This is a genomic window from Paraburkholderia hospita (assembly GCF_002902965.1).
Classification (GTDB): Bacteria; Pseudomonadota; Gammaproteobacteria; order Burkholderiales; family Burkholderiaceae; genus Paraburkholderia; species Paraburkholderia hospita.
Map to the genome: position 1 here is coordinate 1,670,890 of NZ_CP026106.1, position 15,650 is coordinate 1,686,539.

Annotated in this window: 17 protein-coding genes; 8 read left to right on the top strand and 9 right to left on the bottom strand. The window is 61.8% G+C overall.

Features of this window, described 5'->3' with window-relative positions:
- Nucleotides 1–62 precede the first annotated feature (62 nt).
- From C2L64_RS25825 to C2L64_RS25835, 3 genes are all read left to right on the top strand, one after another.
- A complete protein-coding gene (locus C2L64_RS25825) occupies nucleotides 63–716 on the top strand; it encodes a helix-turn-helix domain-containing protein (RefSeq protein WP_009769788.1) in 654 nt (217 codons plus the stop codon).
- A gap of 61 nt (nucleotides 717–777) precedes the next feature.
- Nucleotides 778–1,173 carry an ester cyclase gene (locus C2L64_RS25830; protein ID WP_009769787.1) on the top strand — a complete coding sequence of 132 codons (396 nt, stop codon included), beginning with the start codon at nucleotides 778–780 and terminating at the stop codon, nucleotides 1,171–1,173.
- Between the two features lie 25 nt (nucleotides 1,174–1,198).
- Nucleotides 1,199–2,137 carry an NHL repeat-containing protein gene (locus C2L64_RS25835; RefSeq protein WP_009769786.1) on the top strand — a complete coding sequence of 313 codons (939 nt, stop codon included), beginning with the start codon at nucleotides 1,199–1,201 and terminating at the stop codon, nucleotides 2,135–2,137.
- A 23-nt stretch (nucleotides 2,138–2,160) separates the two neighbouring features.
- On the opposite strand, the gene C2L64_RS25840 is transcribed toward C2L64_RS25835, so the two are convergent.
- Nucleotides 2,161–2,586: a TOBE domain-containing protein gene (locus C2L64_RS25840; protein ID WP_009769785.1), complete on the bottom strand. Its 426-nt coding sequence runs from the start codon at nucleotides 2,584–2,586 to the stop codon at nucleotides 2,161–2,163.
- Between the two features lie 250 nt (nucleotides 2,587–2,836).
- Here C2L64_RS25840 and C2L64_RS25845 point away from each other — a divergent pair, with 250 nt between their 5' ends.
- The 3 genes from C2L64_RS25845 to C2L64_RS25855 all read left to right on the top strand — a co-directional run bounded on the left by C2L64_RS25845 (nucleotide 2,837) and on the right by C2L64_RS25855 (nucleotide 5,820).
- The gene (locus C2L64_RS25845; protein ID WP_009769784.1) at nucleotides 2,837–3,496 is read left to right on the top strand and encodes a M24 family metallopeptidase; all 660 of its coding nucleotides are present in this window, start codon (nucleotides 2,837–2,839) and stop codon (nucleotides 3,494–3,496) included.
- A gap of 6 nt (nucleotides 3,497–3,502) precedes the next feature.
- Complete coding sequence (locus C2L64_RS25850) at nucleotides 3,503–4,426, top strand: LysR family transcriptional regulator (protein WP_009769783.1); 924 nt, start codon at nucleotides 3,503–3,505, stop codon at nucleotides 4,424–4,426.
- Nucleotides 4,427–4,617: 191 nt separating this feature from the next.
- A complete protein-coding gene (locus tag C2L64_RS25855) occupies nucleotides 4,618–5,820 on the top strand; it encodes an NAD-dependent formate dehydrogenase (protein ID WP_007746880.1) in 1,203 nt (400 codons plus the stop codon).
- A gap of 70 nt (nucleotides 5,821–5,890) precedes the next feature.
- On the opposite strand, the gene metE is transcribed toward C2L64_RS25855, so the two are convergent.
- Nucleotides 5,891–8,182 (bottom strand): 5-methyltetrahydropteroyltriglutamate--homocysteine S-methyltransferase, encoded by a 2,292-nt coding sequence (gene metE / locus C2L64_RS25860; RefSeq protein WP_090837833.1) that lies wholly within the window; start codon nucleotides 8,180–8,182, stop codon nucleotides 5,891–5,893.
- Nucleotides 8,183–8,247: 65 nt separating this feature from the next.
- On the opposite strand from metE, the gene C2L64_RS25865 reads away from it, so the two are divergent.
- Complete coding sequence (locus C2L64_RS25865; RefSeq protein ID WP_176133925.1) at nucleotides 8,248–9,201, top strand: LysR family transcriptional regulator; 954 nt, start codon at nucleotides 8,248–8,250, stop codon at nucleotides 9,199–9,201.
- A 14-nt stretch (nucleotides 9,202–9,215) separates the two neighbouring features.
- Here C2L64_RS25865 and C2L64_RS25870 read toward each other — a convergent pair whose 3' ends face one another.
- Nucleotides 9,216–9,530, bottom strand: coding sequence for a putative quinol monooxygenase (locus C2L64_RS25870; protein ID WP_009769781.1), 315 nt, complete (start codon nucleotides 9,528–9,530; stop codon nucleotides 9,216–9,218).
- A 204-nt stretch (nucleotides 9,531–9,734) separates the two neighbouring features.
- Here C2L64_RS25870 and C2L64_RS25875 point away from each other — a divergent pair, with 204 nt between their 5' ends.
- Nucleotides 9,735–10,319: a TetR/AcrR family transcriptional regulator gene (locus C2L64_RS25875; protein ID WP_009769780.1), complete on the top strand. Its 585-nt coding sequence runs from the start codon at nucleotides 9,735–9,737 to the stop codon at nucleotides 10,317–10,319.
- A 31-nt stretch (nucleotides 10,320–10,350) separates the two neighbouring features.
- On the opposite strand, the gene C2L64_RS25880 is transcribed toward C2L64_RS25875, so the two are convergent.
- The 6 genes from C2L64_RS25880 to C2L64_RS25905 form a co-directional block, all read right to left on the bottom strand.
- Nucleotides 10,351–11,154, bottom strand: coding sequence for a family 1 encapsulin nanocompartment shell protein (locus tag C2L64_RS25880; RefSeq protein WP_009769779.1), 804 nt, complete (start codon nucleotides 11,152–11,154; stop codon nucleotides 10,351–10,353).
- A complete protein-coding gene (locus C2L64_RS25885) occupies nucleotides 11,147–12,217 on the bottom strand; it encodes a Dyp-type peroxidase (RefSeq protein WP_009769778.1) in 1,071 nt (356 codons plus the stop codon). The genes C2L64_RS25880 and C2L64_RS25885 overlap by 8 nt, the downstream gene beginning before the upstream one ends.
- 245 nt (nucleotides 12,218–12,462) lie before the next feature.
- Complete coding sequence (gene fae, locus C2L64_RS25890) at nucleotides 12,463–12,996, bottom strand: formaldehyde-activating enzyme (protein WP_007746889.1); 534 nt, start codon at nucleotides 12,994–12,996, stop codon at nucleotides 12,463–12,465.
- 158 nt (nucleotides 12,997–13,154) lie between these two features.
- Entirely contained in the window at nucleotides 13,155–13,457 is a 303-nt protein-coding gene (locus tag C2L64_RS25895; RefSeq protein ID WP_007746891.1) for a hypothetical protein, read from the bottom strand.
- 90 nt (nucleotides 13,458–13,547) lie between these two features.
- A complete protein-coding gene (locus C2L64_RS25900; protein WP_007746893.1) occupies nucleotides 13,548–13,931 on the bottom strand; it encodes a response regulator in 384 nt (127 codons plus the stop codon).
- A gap of 157 nt (nucleotides 13,932–14,088) precedes the next feature.
- Entirely contained in the window at nucleotides 14,089–15,642 is a 1,554-nt protein-coding gene (locus tag C2L64_RS25905; protein ID WP_009769777.1) for a sensor histidine kinase, read from the bottom strand.
- Nucleotides 15,643–15,650: the final 8 nt, after the last annotated feature.

Here is a 15,650-nt window from a genome sequence, read left to right on the forward strand (position 1 = left end):
TATACGAGAAAAAATAAATTCTCGTATACGACAAAACCCTTTGTCATCCCCTGAGTAATGCCATGGCCAGATCCGTCGCGCGAAAACAACCTGAACCTGTCGAGCCCACGTCACAGATCGATCACCAGGCGGTCGGGGCGCGGCTGCGCGACGCGCGCAAGGCACGCGGGCTGACGCTGATGCAGTTGTCGGAACAGTCGGGCATCGCCGTGTCGACGATCTCGAAGGCCGAGCGCGGCGACATCGCGCTGACCTACGACAAGTTCGCCGCGCTCGCGCATGCGCTGCAGCTCGAGTTCGATGCGATCTTCGGCCGCGCGAAGCACACCAAGCGCGCGGGCGCGAGCGCTATCGTGCCGACGTTCACGGCGTCGGGCCAGCAGATGATCTACGACACGCCCAACTACGAATACGGGATGCTCGCCAACGACCTGACAGGCAAGCGCATGGTGCCGATGCGCGCGCACGTGCGGGCGCGCAAGCTCTCCGATTTTCCCGACTACATTCGCCATGGCGGCGAGGAGTTCGTGTTCCTGCTGGACGGCACGCTCGAACTGCGCTTCGAGACGGGCGCGGTGTTTCAGTTGAAGCCGGGCGATAGCCTGTACTTCGACAGTTCCGTTGGACACGTGTATCTGAGCACGGGGAAAAAGCCCGCTGAAGTGCTCGTGTGCTGCGTGGACACGGACGCGCACCGGCCCGCCGACGCGATCTGAGCGCAAAGCCCGGCGCGGGTAACATGGCGGCTTGAGCGATCTTCGGCGAGGGCGGTTCGTGATGAGCGCGAGCGATCTTTCTGACGTGTACCGGGGTTATATCGACTGTCTTAACCAGCAGGACTGGGCGACGCTGGGGCGTTTCGTCGATGACGATGTGACGTATAACGGCGAGCGTATCGGCTTGTCCGGCTATCGGGCGATGCTGGAGCGGGACTTCCGCGAGATTCCGGATCTTCGTTTTGACATTGCGCTGCTGGTTGCAGAGCCGCCTATGATCGCAAGTCGCTTGCAGTTCGAGTGTTCGCCCAAAGGGACGTTTCTTGGACTCGCCGTCGATGGAAAGAAAGTCGCTTTCGCCGAGAACGTGTTCTATGCGTTTCGCGGCGGAAAGATCGCGCAGGTGTGGTCGGTGATCGACAAGGCGGCCATCGAGACTCAACTCGCGCAGCGCTGAAGCGGAAGTCACTCAGGGAGATTTCATGTTCCGACTATCGACAGCTACGTCTGAACGTCTTGTTCGCTGTCTGTTGCAGGTCTTGATTGCCGGCGTGATCGCGCAGACGTTTGGTTGCGCGTCGAGCAGCACGGCAACGGATACGACGCCGGTCGCGCTGGAAGGCGTACGGCCCAACGGCGTCGCGGTTGACGCGAGCGACGGCGCCGTCTATCTGACTGACGACGCGAAAAGCAGCGTGCTCAGATCGTCCGATGGCCGTACGTTTGCCCCTTATGCGTCGATTCCTCAGCCGCCCGGCCCAGGTATAAGCCTGAGCCAGCTGACCTTCGACGATGCGCGCAATCTGCTGGCCGTGCGCTTTGGATTCGGCAGCGCGAGTGCAGTGTTCGACGTCAAAGGCGCGAATGGCGCAATCATGCTGTCGGGACCCAATCCCGCTCGCCGCAGGCTCGGCATTGCGGCGATTGGTTCGCAGCAGGCGCTGTCGACGTGGTTCGTCAAGGAAGGCAGCGCACCCGCGACAGGCGGCGTGAGCCTGTTGACCTACGATGCAGCTGCGGGCCGCGCCACCGAGCGCGATCTCATCACGGGAATGGGCAAGCCGGTGGGTGTCGTCGTATCGGGCGATACGGTTTTCGTTTCGGATCAGGCGCGCAACGTGATCGTGCGCGCGTCGCTGGCGAACTGGCTGCAGTCAGCGCAGCCGGTTACCGTTGCCGATACGTTCGCGAAGATCGAGAACCCGGACCTGATGGCAGGAGATGGTCAAGGCGCGCTCTACACACACTGCAAGAGTGCGTCGTTGTGTAAGGTCGCGCCGGACGGCAGCGTGAATGAAATCGCCACCGACTTTCACGACGCGCGCGGCGTTGCCGTCGATCCGGCGCGACACCGTCTTTATGTCGTCGATCGCGCAGCGGCAGGCGGAACCAGTTACTTACGGATTCTGCCGCTGAATTGAACTTGCGTCGAAAGACAGGCTTGTCAGTCGACGCCGATAATCACGCTCGATGCCTTGAAGATCGCCGACGCCGCCGCGCCGCTTACAAGCCCGAGCCGGTCGACGCTTTCATTGGTGATGATTGCGGCGATCTCCGCACCGCTTGCAGATGCAACGATCACTTCGCTATTCACGGCGCCCTTCGTGACGGCCGTGACCGTGCCCGCGACGCGGTTGCGTGCCGACACCTTGCCGTTGCCCGCATCGACCATCACGAGCACCGACGACGCCTTCACCAGCGCAAAAGCCGGCTTGCCGGCTGCGAGGCCAAGCGACGACGCGCTGCCGTGCGTGATCACCGCGACGATGTCCAGTCCGTCCTGGGTGCGCAGCGTGACTTCGTCATTGACGGCGCCGGGTTTGACCTCGGTGATCTGTCCGGTGAAATGATTTCGGGCGCTGGTTCGCATGATGATGTTCTCCTCGAATGGGTCCCGCGTTCGTGCCACGGAAACCCGCAGTGTTAAGCCAACCCGAAGTCTATCGTTTATACATAGCGCTGCCGCCCGTGTTTACGCGACATGTAAGGCGCTATATCGTACGACGTAAGCCGCTTCAACTTCGCCTTGATAGGTTCGACGCGTCAAACACGATATATTGACGTGTATATATCGAGCGCACATTTGACATTTTCAGCTAACGACAACGCGGAGCAGTACGTTGAATTCGACACATAAGGAAGCCGTCGGCGAGCATTTCTCGCTGGACGCGATGCAGCACGCAAGAGTCATGACATGGAAGGCCGTCAATGCCATCGCCGCCGACGTACGGCAGGGCATGCGTGAATCGGAGGCGAATGCGCTGGCGCTGCGCATCCTGAAGGATCTCGGGATGGACCGGATCTGGCATCCCGTGCTCGTGCGTTTCGGCGAAAACACGCTGAGAACATTCAAGCAGCGATCGAACGGCGATCCGGTGCTGGCAGACAAGGACATTTTCTTCATCGACCTCGGCGCTGTCTGGGCGAAGCACGAGGGCGATGCGGGCGCCACCTTCGTCTGCGGCGACGACCCGGACATGCAGGCGTGCGCGCAGGCGGCGCGCACGATCTACGACGAAGTCGAGCAGCACTGGCGCGCGACCGGCTGCGCGGGCGTCGATCTGTACGTCTACGCGGCGCAGCGGGCCAATGCGCATGGGTTTCGCCTGAACGTCGATATCAAGGGTCATCGCGTGAGCGATTTTCCGCATGCCATCTACAAGGCGGGCGATCTCGGCGACTTCGACGCGACACCCGCGGCGGGCGTGTGGATTCTGGAGATCCAGATTGCGCATCCGACACGGCCGTTCGGCGCGTTCCATGAAGACCTTCTCGTCTGACGGCTAATGTTCATCCGCCAGCTCGACTACCTCGTCACGTTGGCGCGCGAAAAGCACTTCGCGCGTGCCGCCGACGCATGCCATGTTTCGCAGCCGGCCTTGTCGTCGGCGATCCGGGCACTCGAGTCGGAACTCGGGCTGACGATCGTCAATCGCGGGCGGCGCTTCGTCGGCTTCACGGAAGACGGCGAGCGCGTGCTGGGGTGGGCGCGGCAGACGCTGGCGACGCTGCAGAACATGCGGCAAGACGCGTGCTTGGCGCAGGACCGTCTGGTCGGCAAGCTGCGCGTCGGCGCGATACCGACCGTGATTCCCGTCGCGTCGCGCGTGCTTGCGCCTTGCCTGCGCGAACATCCGCAGATCCGTTACGACGTGCATTCGCTCAGCTCGGAAGCGATTCATCGGCAACTCGACGAACTCGAACTGGATATCGGCCTCACGTATCTCGACTCGGGCGTGCAGGCGGGCTTTGCCGTGCTGCCGCTGTATCGCGAGCGCTCCATTCTGCTTTCGCCGCCGGGCGATCATGCGGATCTCGTGGAGGGCGCATGCAGCTGGCGCGAGTTGGCGGGCCTGCCACTCGGCCTGTTGCCGCAGATGATGCAGAACAGGCAGGTAATCAACGCCGCGTTTCGTCGAGAGCAGGTTCAACCGGAAGTGCTGATCGAATGCGACTCGTTGCTCGCGTTGTACGGACATGTATTGCACGCGGGTATCTCCAGCATCTTTCCGCACAGTCTGCTGAGCGTGCTGCCCGATGGCGATGGCGATGGCGTGCGTCGCGCGTTGCTGATGCCTGAGCTGACGCGTGAAATCGGCCTCGTCGCACGCAATCGCGAGGCGATGCAGCCGCTCGTTGCCGCCTTCTGGCGTTGCGCCGAAGGACTTCGGCTGCAGGACGAATTCGACGCGCTGCTTCCCGTTTGCTGAATCGCTGCAACATCACGTCGCCCCTCAAATACGCTCGTTGATAAGCGACGCTTATCAGGCTATTCGCCCAAACGATTGGACGCACATAGACGCGCCATCGACACTGCTTCACATCGTATGTGATGTATCACGTCGATATGTCGATAGAGCGCCGGCATGAAAATGCGCTCGACCAGACTGGAGCGAGACGAATGGCTAAGGTTCTTTGTGTGCTGTATGACGACCCCGTCAAAGGAATGCCGAAACAGTACGCCCGCGACGGCGTACCCGAAATCACGCGTTATCACGACGGTCAAACGGCCCCGACGCCGAAGGCCATCGACTTCACGCCGGGCGAATTGCTGGGCAGCGTATCGGGCGAACTGGGACTGCGTAAATACCTCGAATCGCTAGGGCATACGCTCGTCGTGACATCGGATAAGGATGGTCCGAACTCGACGTTCGAGCGCGAGCTTGCCGACGCTGAAGTTGTGATCTCGCAACCGTTCTGGCCTGCGTACCTGACGGCCGAGCGCATCGCGAAGGCGCCGAAGCTCAAGCTCGCGCTGACGGCGGGCATCGGCTCGGATCACGTCGATTTGCAGGCGGCCATCGAGCGCGGCGTCACGGTAGCCGAGGTGACTTACTGCAATAGCATCAGCGTCGCCGAACACGTCGTGATGATGATTCTCGGGCTGGTGCGCAATTACCTGCCGTCGCATGAATGGGTGAAGAAGGGCGGCTGGAATATCGCCGATTGCGTCGAGCGTGCTTACGATCTCGAAGCGATGCATGTGGGCACGGTCGCGGCTGGCCGGATCGGTGCAGCCGTGTTGCGCAGGCTCAAGCCGTTCGACGTGAAGCTGCACTACACCGATCGTTACCGTCTGCCGCTCGATGTCGAAAAAGAACTCGGCGCGACGTGGCACCCCGATGTCGAATCGATGGTGAAGGCATGCGACGTGGTGACGATCAACTGTCCGCTGCACCCCGAAACGGAAAACCTCTTCAATGAAAAGCTGATCGCGAAGATGAAGCGCGGCGCGTATATCGTGAATACGGCGCGCGGCAAGATCGTCGATCGCGATGCGATCGTGCGGGCGCTCGAATCGGGGCAACTGGCGGGCTATGCGGGCGACGTGTGGTTCCCGCAGCCGGCGCCGCGCGATCATCCGTGGCGCACGATGCCGCACAACGGCATGACGCCGCATATTTCGGGCACGACGTTGTCGGCGCAGGCGCGTTATGCGGCCGGCACGCGTGAAATCCTCGAATGCTGGTTCGAGAAGCGGCCCATCCGCGACGAGTATCTGATCGTCGATGGCGGCAAGCTGGCGGGCGTCGGCGCGCATTCGTACAGCGCGGGCAATGCGACGTCGGGATCGGAAGAGGCGGCGCGCTTTAAAACGGCGTAAGGGCAATAACGTCGAAGGCCACCCGCAGGTGGCCTTCAATTTTCGTTATCCGCGCGGATCGACGAAAGCGTTAGGCGCTTTGGCGAAGCGTTTGCGCAGCCGCCACCATATTCTTCAGCGCGGGAATCACTTCATCCCATGCACGCGTCTTCAGCCCGCAATCGGGATTGACCCACAACCGTTCCGCCGGAATGCGCCCGGCCGCCTTCTTCATCAGGTTCACGATGTGGTCCTGGCTCGGGATGTTAGGCGAATGAATGTCGTACACGCCCGGCCCGATCTGGTTCGGATAGTCGAAGTCGTCGAACGCATCGAGCAGTTCCATATCCGAGCGCGACGTTTCGATCGTGATCACGTCGGCATCCATGTCGGCGATCGACGCGATGATGTCGTTGAACTCCGAATAGCACATGTGGGTGTGAATCTGCGTTTCGTCCTGCACGCCGTTCGCGGTGATACGGAATGACTCCACCGCCCATTGCAGATACTCGCTCCACTGCGAGCGGCGCAACGGAAGGCCTTCACGCAGGGCCGCTTCGTCGATCTGGATCACACGCACGCCGGCCTTTTCGAGGTCCAGCACTTCTTCGCGGATCGCGAGCGCCAGTTGATGGCACGACACCGAGCGCGGCTGGTCGTCGCGCACGAACGACCAGTTCAGGATCGTGACGGGGCCCGTCAGCATGCCTTTCATCGGCTTCGTGGTTTGCGATTGCGCATATCGAATCCATTCGACGGTCATCGCCTTTGGACGGCAGATGTCGCCAAACAGAATGGGCGGCTTCACGCAGCGCGAACCATACGACTGCACCCAGCCGAACTGGCTGAACGCGTAGCCATCCAGTTGCTCGCCGAAGTATTCGACCATGTCGTTGCGTTCGGCTTCGCCATGCACGAGCACGTCGAGGCCAAGGGCTTCCTGTTCCTTCACGGCCCGCGTGATCTCGCGCTCCATCGCAGCCTTGTAGCCGGCCTGATCCAGTTCGCCTGCCTTGTACTGGCTGCGCGCGTGACGGATGTCGCTCGTCTGTGGGAAGGAGCCGATCGTGGTGGTCGGGTACGCCGGCAGGTTGAGAATCGCGGACTGCTTTTCTGCACGCTGCGGATAGGCGCTCACGCGCTTGCCGAGCGCCGCGTCGATACGCGCAATCGCAGCCTTGACGACCGGGTTGTGCACGCGCGGCGACACGCGCCGGCTTTTGATTGCAGCGGCGTTCGCGTCGAGCGCATCGGCTACCGATGCGCGGCCATTGTTCAGCGCGCCCGCCAGCACCGTCAGTTCGTCGAGCTTTTGCAGCGCGAATGCGAGCCACGATTTGATCTCGGCGTCGAGTTTCTGTTCGCTGTTGAGATCGACGGGCGTATGCAGTAGCGAGCACGAAGGCGCAATCCACAACCGGTCACCGAGCGAACGGTGCAGCGGTTCGAGCCATTCGAGTGCCGCGTTCAGATCGGTCTTCCAGATGTTGCGGCCGTTGATCACGCCAACCGACAGCAATGCTGCGTCGGGGAGCTTCGCCGCGATCTGTGCGACTTCATCGCGCGCATTGATCGCATCGATATGCAGGCCGTCAACAGGCAGCTTGCACGCAAGTTCGAGGTTGTCCTGCAACTGCCCGAAGTAGGTGGCGAGCAACAGTTTGACGCGGCGTGCCGACAGCGCATCGTAGGTGGTGACGAACGCGTCGCGCCACTTCGCGTCGAGTTCCGTCACGAGCACGGGCTCGTCGATCTGCACCCACTCGATGCCTTGTGCCGTGAAGTAGTCGAGCAGCGCCGCATAGACGGGCAACAGGCGCGGCAGCAGCGCGAGCTTGTCGGAGTCGTCCTTTGCCTTGCCGAGCCACAGATAAGTGACGGGCCCGATGATCACGGGCTTCACGTTGACGCCGAGCGCGCGGGCCTCGTTGATCTGTTGGAGTAGACGCGAAGGGTCGAGCGAGAACTGCGTGTTCGCGTCGAACTCGGGGACGATGTAGTGATAGTTCGTGTCGAACCACTTGGTCATTTCGCCTGCCGTCACACCGCCGCAGCACGCGCCGTGCGCTTCGGCGTTCTGCGCCGAGCGTCCACGGGCGACGCGGAAGGCGTTGTCGAGCGTATCGCCGTGAAAGCCGCGCACGCGCTCGGGCAGATTGCCGAGCGTAAAGCTCATGTCGAGCACCTGGTCGTAGAACGCGAAATCGCCGACGGGCACGAAGTCCAGACGCGCCTGATCTCTCCAGTGACGACCGCGAAGTTGCGCGCCGACGGCCTTCAGCTCGTCGCGCGTCGATTCGTTCTTCCAGTATTGCTCGAGTGCGAATTTCAGTTCGCGTTTCGCGCCGATGCGCGGAAAACCCAGATTGTGTGTCGTGACCATCGCTATTCCCCGTCCAGAAAATGAAAACTGGAAGCGATGATAGAATTTTCGATGTATGAATAAAAATGGATTTATTTCATACATCGATTAATTCTGTTCATGGAGCCGTAATGCTGGAGCGCAGTCATCTGATGGTCGTCCGGGAAGTGGAGCGGCAAGGTTCGCTCACAGGCGCCGCCGACGTGCTGAATCTCACGCAATCGGCGTTGAGCCACACGGTGAAGAAGCTCGAGCAGCAACTGGGCACGCCCGTGTGGACGCGTGAGGGCCGATCGATGCGTCTCACGCAGGCGGGCCAGTACCTGCTCGGTCTCGCCAACCGTCTGCTGCCGCAATTCGAGCTCGCGGAAGAGCGCATGAAGCAATACGCCCAGGGCGAGCGCGGCACGTTGCGCATCGGCATGGAATGTCATCCGTGCTACCAGTGGCTGCTGAAGGTCGTCTCGCCGTATCTCGCGCGCTGGCCGGATGTCGATGTCGACGTGAAGCAGCGCTTTCAGTTCGGCGGCATTGGCGCGCTGTTCGGCTATGACATCGATGTGCTCGTCACACCCGATCCGCTGAAAAAGCCGGGCTTGCGGTTCGAGCCCGTGTTCGATTACGAGCAGGTGCTGGTCGTCGCGGACGAGCATGCTTTATCCCGCGAGCCTTATGTGACGCCGGAGCAACTCTCGGCGGAAGTGTTGATCACCTATCCCGTCGAAACCGACCGGCTCGACATCTACACGCAGTTCCTGACGCCCGCGAACGTCGTGCCGAGACGGCACAAGGTGATCGAGACGACCGACATCATGTTGCAGATGGTCGCGAGCGGACGCGGCGTCGCGGCGCTACCGCGCTGGCTCGCGGAAGAGTACGCGGGATGGATGCCGCTCACGCCGCTGCGCCTGGGCAAGAAGGGCATCGCGAAGCAGATCTTTCTCGGCACGCGCGAGGCGGACGATGCGATCGATTATCTGAGCGCGTTCGTCGCGATGGCGCGCAAGGCGGATTGGACAGGGGCGCGGTTTCGGGATTAGGGCTATGGCTGCGTTTAGCGCCCGTAAGCTTTGACGGGTTCGAGCCATTCGATGGTCCGTTCCGCCTTCAACAGGCTCTGCAGCTTGCCCTCATAGTCGACCCGATAATCCTTCTTCAGGTGATAGTCGACAAAGTACTGCGCGCTGCACGCCCAGGTTTCATACAGGACCAACGTATCTGGATCTTCCGTCGACCGATGGAGGTATGTGTTCACGAAGTCCGGCTCATGCGACATTGCATCGAGCACCTTCACGAGGCTCGAATACAGCTCGTCGCGAGCTTCAGGCTTGCCGGGAAGGCGGACGATGAACGAAATCGTTTCAGACATGGACAGACTCCTGAGTTTCAAAGAAGGAATGAGGCGTATTCTGGACCGGTCGGTCTCAAATGACGTTCGAAGGCGTTGGCGGGAACGTTCGAAAGCATCGAATGTGGTCGGCCGTCGTTTCCTTCACAATTAGCGAGGCTGGGTTGAGGTGCGACCAGTTAGAGACCGTCCGGTCTACAATGTCCGCTGATACAGGAAATCGAAATGGCACGTCCACGAGAGTTCGATGAAGACTACGTTCTCGATCAGGCCTTACATGTCTTCTGGGACAAGGGCTACGACTCGACGTCGCTAGCCGATCTTCAGGAAGCGACGGGACTCACGAAGTCCAGCCTGTACAAGGCGTTCGAAAGCAAGGAAGGGCTGTTCCGGCGGGTCGTCGAGCGCTACCATCGCGACCATCTGGGCTTTCGCGTACACGCGTTGGCGCAACCGACGCCGAAGCGGATCGTCGAGTCGCTGCTCGATGGCATCGTCGCGCTTCATACGGGAAAGGAAACGCCGTCCGGTTGTCTCGTGACATTGGCGGCGCTGGCGTGCAGCGCGGACGCGCGCCCGCTGGGCGATGAACTGTCGGAAAGCCGTAACGCATTCGAGCGCCGTTTGCGCGCCCGCTTCGAGGCTGTGAAGGATGCGGGCCCGCTGCCGGCAGGTATGACGAGCCATGATGCGGCCGCGTTCATATCGACGTTCATTCAGGGCCTCGCCGTGCAGGCGCGGGGCGGTGCGACGCGGCGCCAGCTTCGTCAACTGGTCGCCGCCGTGCTGAAGAGCTGGCCTGACAAGTGAAGCTCAGCGCATCGGGCGCTGAGCCTGGCGCTTACTCCGCCGGGACCACCGACACCGACGCCTCGCCCGTCAGCATCAGGAAGGTCAGCGTTTCGCGCAGATAGAGGCGCACGGCCGAGTCCGTATGGCTCTGATAGCCAATCGACACGTCCTGCCCGAGATGCAATTCGTAGTCGCCGCCGCGCATCGACAGCACGCTGCCGCCTTCGATCGCCGGCGCCCAGATGATCTCGCCGTTCACGAGCCGTTTGATGTGCTCGAGCACGGGATAGCCCTGATCGCGCGCTTCGCCGAGCGCCGTGTACGCGTCGGCGCCGAGCAGCACGGAGTAGGGGCCATCGACGCCCGCCAGCCGCAGCTGCTGAAGCGCGGCGCCGATCGCATCCGGGTAGTCCGCGACATCGGCGGGCAGTGTGAGCGACGCATTGGACGAACCCTCGCGAATCCCGATGATGCCCGCCGCCTTGTAGCCGTCGAAGATCGCGCGGTCTTCGGCATACGCGAGTTCCTTCGCGGCATCCTTGGCAGGCTGCCAGTCTGAGTCGTTCGCGCCGCGCTCGACGGCATCGATCGCATCGCGCGACAGTTCGAACGGCACGTTCAGCTGCACGAGCGCCTTGACCTCGGCCAGTTTCGCGATGACGCCATGATGCGGGGCCGCGATCGTCGTCTGATGGCCCGTGCCGACGCTGGACAGATCGACGCCGCCCGGGCCCTTCACGTCGACCACGCGGCGGCCGGCGACCGAGCGCTTGAACGTACGCGCCACTTCTTCTTCGATTTGCGACCAGGCTTCGCTGGAGATCGGGGCAAGCTCGCGATGCAGGTTATTCATATTGAGAAGTTCCTTTCAAAGAGCCAATATTCAGCGAGCCGTCGTGAGTCGGCTCGGCGGATGCGGGGAGGTCGGCGGGCACGTTCGGGCTCGCGTCGGCAGCAGTGCTCGCGGCTTGCGGATCGCGCTCGGCGAGCGCTTCGAGCAGCGGCGCCGAGGGCACGAAAAACAGTCCGCCCGTTGCCGCGCGGCTGAAGTCGAGCAGCCGGTCGTAGTTGCCGGGCGGGCGTCCGACGAACATGTTCTCGAGCATCTTCTCGATCGGATCGGGCGAGCGCGCGTAGCCGATGAAGTACGTGCCGAACTCGCCGGAGCCCGGGCGTCCGAACGGCATGTTGTCGCGCAGAATCTTCACTTCCTGTCCGTTCTCGACGAGCGTCGTCAGCGAACTGTGCGACGAGGTCGGCTTGACGGCATCGTCGAGTTCGATGTCGGAGAGCTTCGTGCGGCCGATGATGCGCTCCTGCGTCTCGACGGACAGCGCGTTCCAGCCCGTCATGTCGTGCAGGTATTTCTGCACGAGCACGTAGCTGCCCGATACGAATTCGGGGTCCTCGTCGCCGATCATCGTGAAGTCGACGGCCTCGCGTCCGCTCGGATTCTCTGTGCCGTCGACAAATCCGACCATGCTGCGCAGATCGAAATAGCGAAAGCCATGCACTTCATCGACGACCTGAACCGACTCGCCGAGCCGGGTCACCAGCTGCGTCGCAAGCTCGAAGCACAGGTCCATCTGATCGGCACGGATATGCAGCAGGATGTCGCCCGGCGTGGCGATCGCGCGGCGCTCACTCGGGCCGAACTCACGAAACGGGTGCAGCTGCGCAGGGCGGGGCGCGCCGAACAGCTTGTCCCATGCGCCGGAACCGAAGCCGACCACGCACGACAGATTGCCGGACGGGACGCGCTTGCCGACCGAACGTACGAGCGCGGCGACGTCAGCGCACCAGGCGCGCGCGGTGTCGGCGTGCTCTTGGCCGTCGACGAGCGTCGCGACGATGAAAATCGCGCTGCGGTTGATGGGGGTGGTGACGGCCTGGGGTTCTGGAATGTCGTTGGGCATCGGACCATGTCCTGTTGAAACCATTGCGGATTGCGTCGTGGCAGAAAAGGTGCCGGATTAGGAGAGTACCGCGAACAGGGGGTGTTTGTCGTACGAGAGGACGGGGTGGCCGCGTGGAAACGCGGCGCTGTGCTCACGCCGGACTGACGTGACGTTATGGTGCCGCAAGCCACCTTGTTATGTTTTTGCGGAGCGGGCGCGATTCTGAAATCGCACGGCGGTTCGGGTCGCCGGAGGCTCGAGGTTCAACTCCAGTCGTCCATGTCGTGTTTGATCGTATGACGGTTGGCGATCAACGTGTCCACACTTGGCTCGTTGCTCATCGCGCGCTGGATCGCCAGTTTGGTCGCCTCGTAGTTCGTGCGGTACATGTCCTTCTTGTCGAGATTCGCATCTGTGACGCAGCGCGGATCGATCCATACCAGACTGACGATGCATAGCTCGTTCGCCTGGTCTTTCGGCAAGATGCCTTCGATCAGGCAATCGACGATCGCATCGGCCGTGGCCGACTGCACGACGCCGCCGAACAGTTCGATGGTCGCCATGTCCCGCAGCGTCACCTTGGGGACGATCATCGTCGCGGGCCGCACCATCTGGTTGCAGGCGCGAATCGCGAACATCGCCGTGTGGCCTTTGCTCTGCGCCATCATGTTCGCGAACGCATGCCCAACCGGGCCGTCGACGCGGCCGATCAGAATTTCTGGCATGGCGTCCGTCACCTGGCCGGGCGCCGCGAAGACGGTGGCTTCACCCGCGCGGAATGTCAGATCGATGCTCATCGTGGACCTCCTCTTTAATTGGACGACGTTAGAGGTGCGATGAATGCAAGGAAGGTGCCATTGATTTTGCCGCGCCAGAGCAGGGCGGCGGCCGTCGCGCGGTTATGCAATATGTCCCGGGTTCGTGACAGAGTGACAAATAAAAGCGGAGCGCGTGCCTACCCCGTGGCGAAGACAGTCGCGCCCCTATCCTCGAAGTGCGCGGCGCTGCGAATGAAGCGATACTTCTGGCCGCCAATTTCGAGGTGGTTACGTCCGCAGCGGGTCAGCCTGAGAATGTCGTCGACAATCGAAGCACTGATCGCGCCGTGATACCGCCAATGATCCTGGGCCTTCGTTGCGTCGCCGACGTATATCGCGCAGAGGCCGTCGCACATCTGCATCACAAGCACGCTGCCGCCGTTATCGAGCGATATTTCCAGATACTCGGCCAGCGTCAGCAGTGAGTCCGTCGTCGCCATGATGACTTCCCCAAGAAGAGCGCAGCTTTGCGGGTGTCGTTCGGATTCACCCATCAACCGATCTGCCTGGTGGAGTTGACCCGCTACTTTTCAGGGCCCTACGAGCAACACGTTGATATGCTCGAGAAGCGTATCGAGTAGAACGGGCTTGACCAGGAAGCGATCGAAAACCGGTTCGCTGACGCTGATCGTTGCCGCCGTCCAGAGAATGATCGGTATGAATTCGAGCCTGCTATCGGCCTTTAGCGCGCGGCACAGGGCAAGGCCGTTCATGCCAGGCATCATCAGGTCGGTAATGACGAGTGCTGGCGGCGACTGCTGGGCTTTATGCCACGCGTCCAGACCACCCGTCGCCGTCACGACCTCGAAACCTTCCATGCGCAGAAGCAGTGCCCACGCTTCCAGCGCATCGATCGCATCGTCAACGAGAAGGATGGCGGGTCTCTCATCTGTGCTGCGGGAAGAAACGTTCACATTGGCCTTCGGTAGACCTGCCGGCTAAATTGCCCGCAGCCCGGAAAGCGCTGCTACATGGTCTTCTCGCACACGGCATACCCGCGATTCAAAGATAGGCGATCACGCGCGAATGCACCATAAAACAGTGAAGATTGCGCGATGATGCGCCAGTCTGTCACAAACGGAACCGCACGTCGATCTTGCTGTATGGCACCGACCGGTCCACGCTCAGCGCGTCGCGGCCGAAACCCGAATAGGTTTGCACGAGCCGCAAACCCAGCCCCGTTCCCTCGGGCGACGGGAAGGTATCGGGCAGTCCGTGCCCTTCGTCAACGACGCTCAATAGTGCCGAGTCTGGGGCGTCGGCACGTAGCGATACAGAGATCTTTCCGCGCCCGTATTTCACCGAGTTCGTGACGAGTTCCGCCGTAATCAGACCAAGCGGGCTCAGGCGCACGGCGGGCACGATGATGGGATCGGCGACCAGTTCGATCGGCCGCTCACCGATCACTGCCTGCAGATCGGTAATCAGCCCCTGCAGATAGCGCGCGGCATCGGTCGCTGCAGAACCGTTGTCCTGATACAGGCGTTGATGGACCGAACCAACCGTCATGACGCGAACGGCTGCCGCCTTGAGCTGTGCCTTGACGGCCGGCTCGGGAGCCAGATTGCCTTGCAGGCCGAGCAAGGTCTGGACGAGTTGAAGGCTGTTGCGCACGCGATGATGGACTTCTTTCATCATTGCCTCGTTGGCGCCGAGCTGCTGCTCCTGATCGCTGATCAGTGCCGCCAGCCTGGCTTCCTGCTCATGGCGCTCGGTGACGTCACGCGAGACAGCAACGAGACGTCCCGGCACGCCATGCTGCGGCTCGACCTTCGACACGGAGACATCCCACCATGTTTGCGCTCCGTCAGCGGCGACGATGGGCGCCTCGAAGCGGGCGGGCGAGTCTGTCCGGGCATGCAGGAGGGCCGCTTCAACGGCGGATTGGAATTGTGCCGGCCATAGCGTCGCCCATTTCACGCCCTGCACGGCGGCAACGTCGGTAACGCCGACGTGCGACATCGCGCGAGCATTCATCGACTGCACGACGCCGTCTTCTGTCATCACTGTGACGGGGTCCGGGCTTGCATACAGGATGTCGGTGGACAGTTCTTCGGAGCGTCGTTCCCCGGCTTTGGCGGCCAGCCGCTCAGCCGACATGGCGACGATGTTCGCAACCCCTTCGACGAAGGCGATGTCGCTTGCGATGAAAGCTTCTTCGTCGGGACTGTCGGCTTCCAGCACGCCGAACGGAGAGGGCACGCCGCGGATCGGCACGTTGATCGCCCGCTTGATGCCGTAGCGCTCGAGCAGTATCGGTGTACGAAACCGTAATTCCGACGCGAGGTGATTCGACAGCACGGCCTTGCCGTTGGCGATCGCATAGCCAGCAGGGCTGCCATTGTCCGCCGACAGTCTCGCAAAGCCGATTTCAGCGGGTGACCAGCCCACGCCCGCTACGAGCAGAAGATGATCGTGCTCTGGGACGTAGCGGAGCACCTTGACGAAGTGGGAACCCAGGCCGTCGGCCACTGTGCGACACGCTTCGTTCAGCACGGAAGCGAGATTATGTGCGGCGAGGGCGGCCTGACCGAAACGAACGACGAGTTCATGCTGACGCGCAGCTCGCGACGCGGAGCTTCCCATGGACGTCAGTAGGATTTCACTGCTCGGCAATTTTTCCATCTACCGTC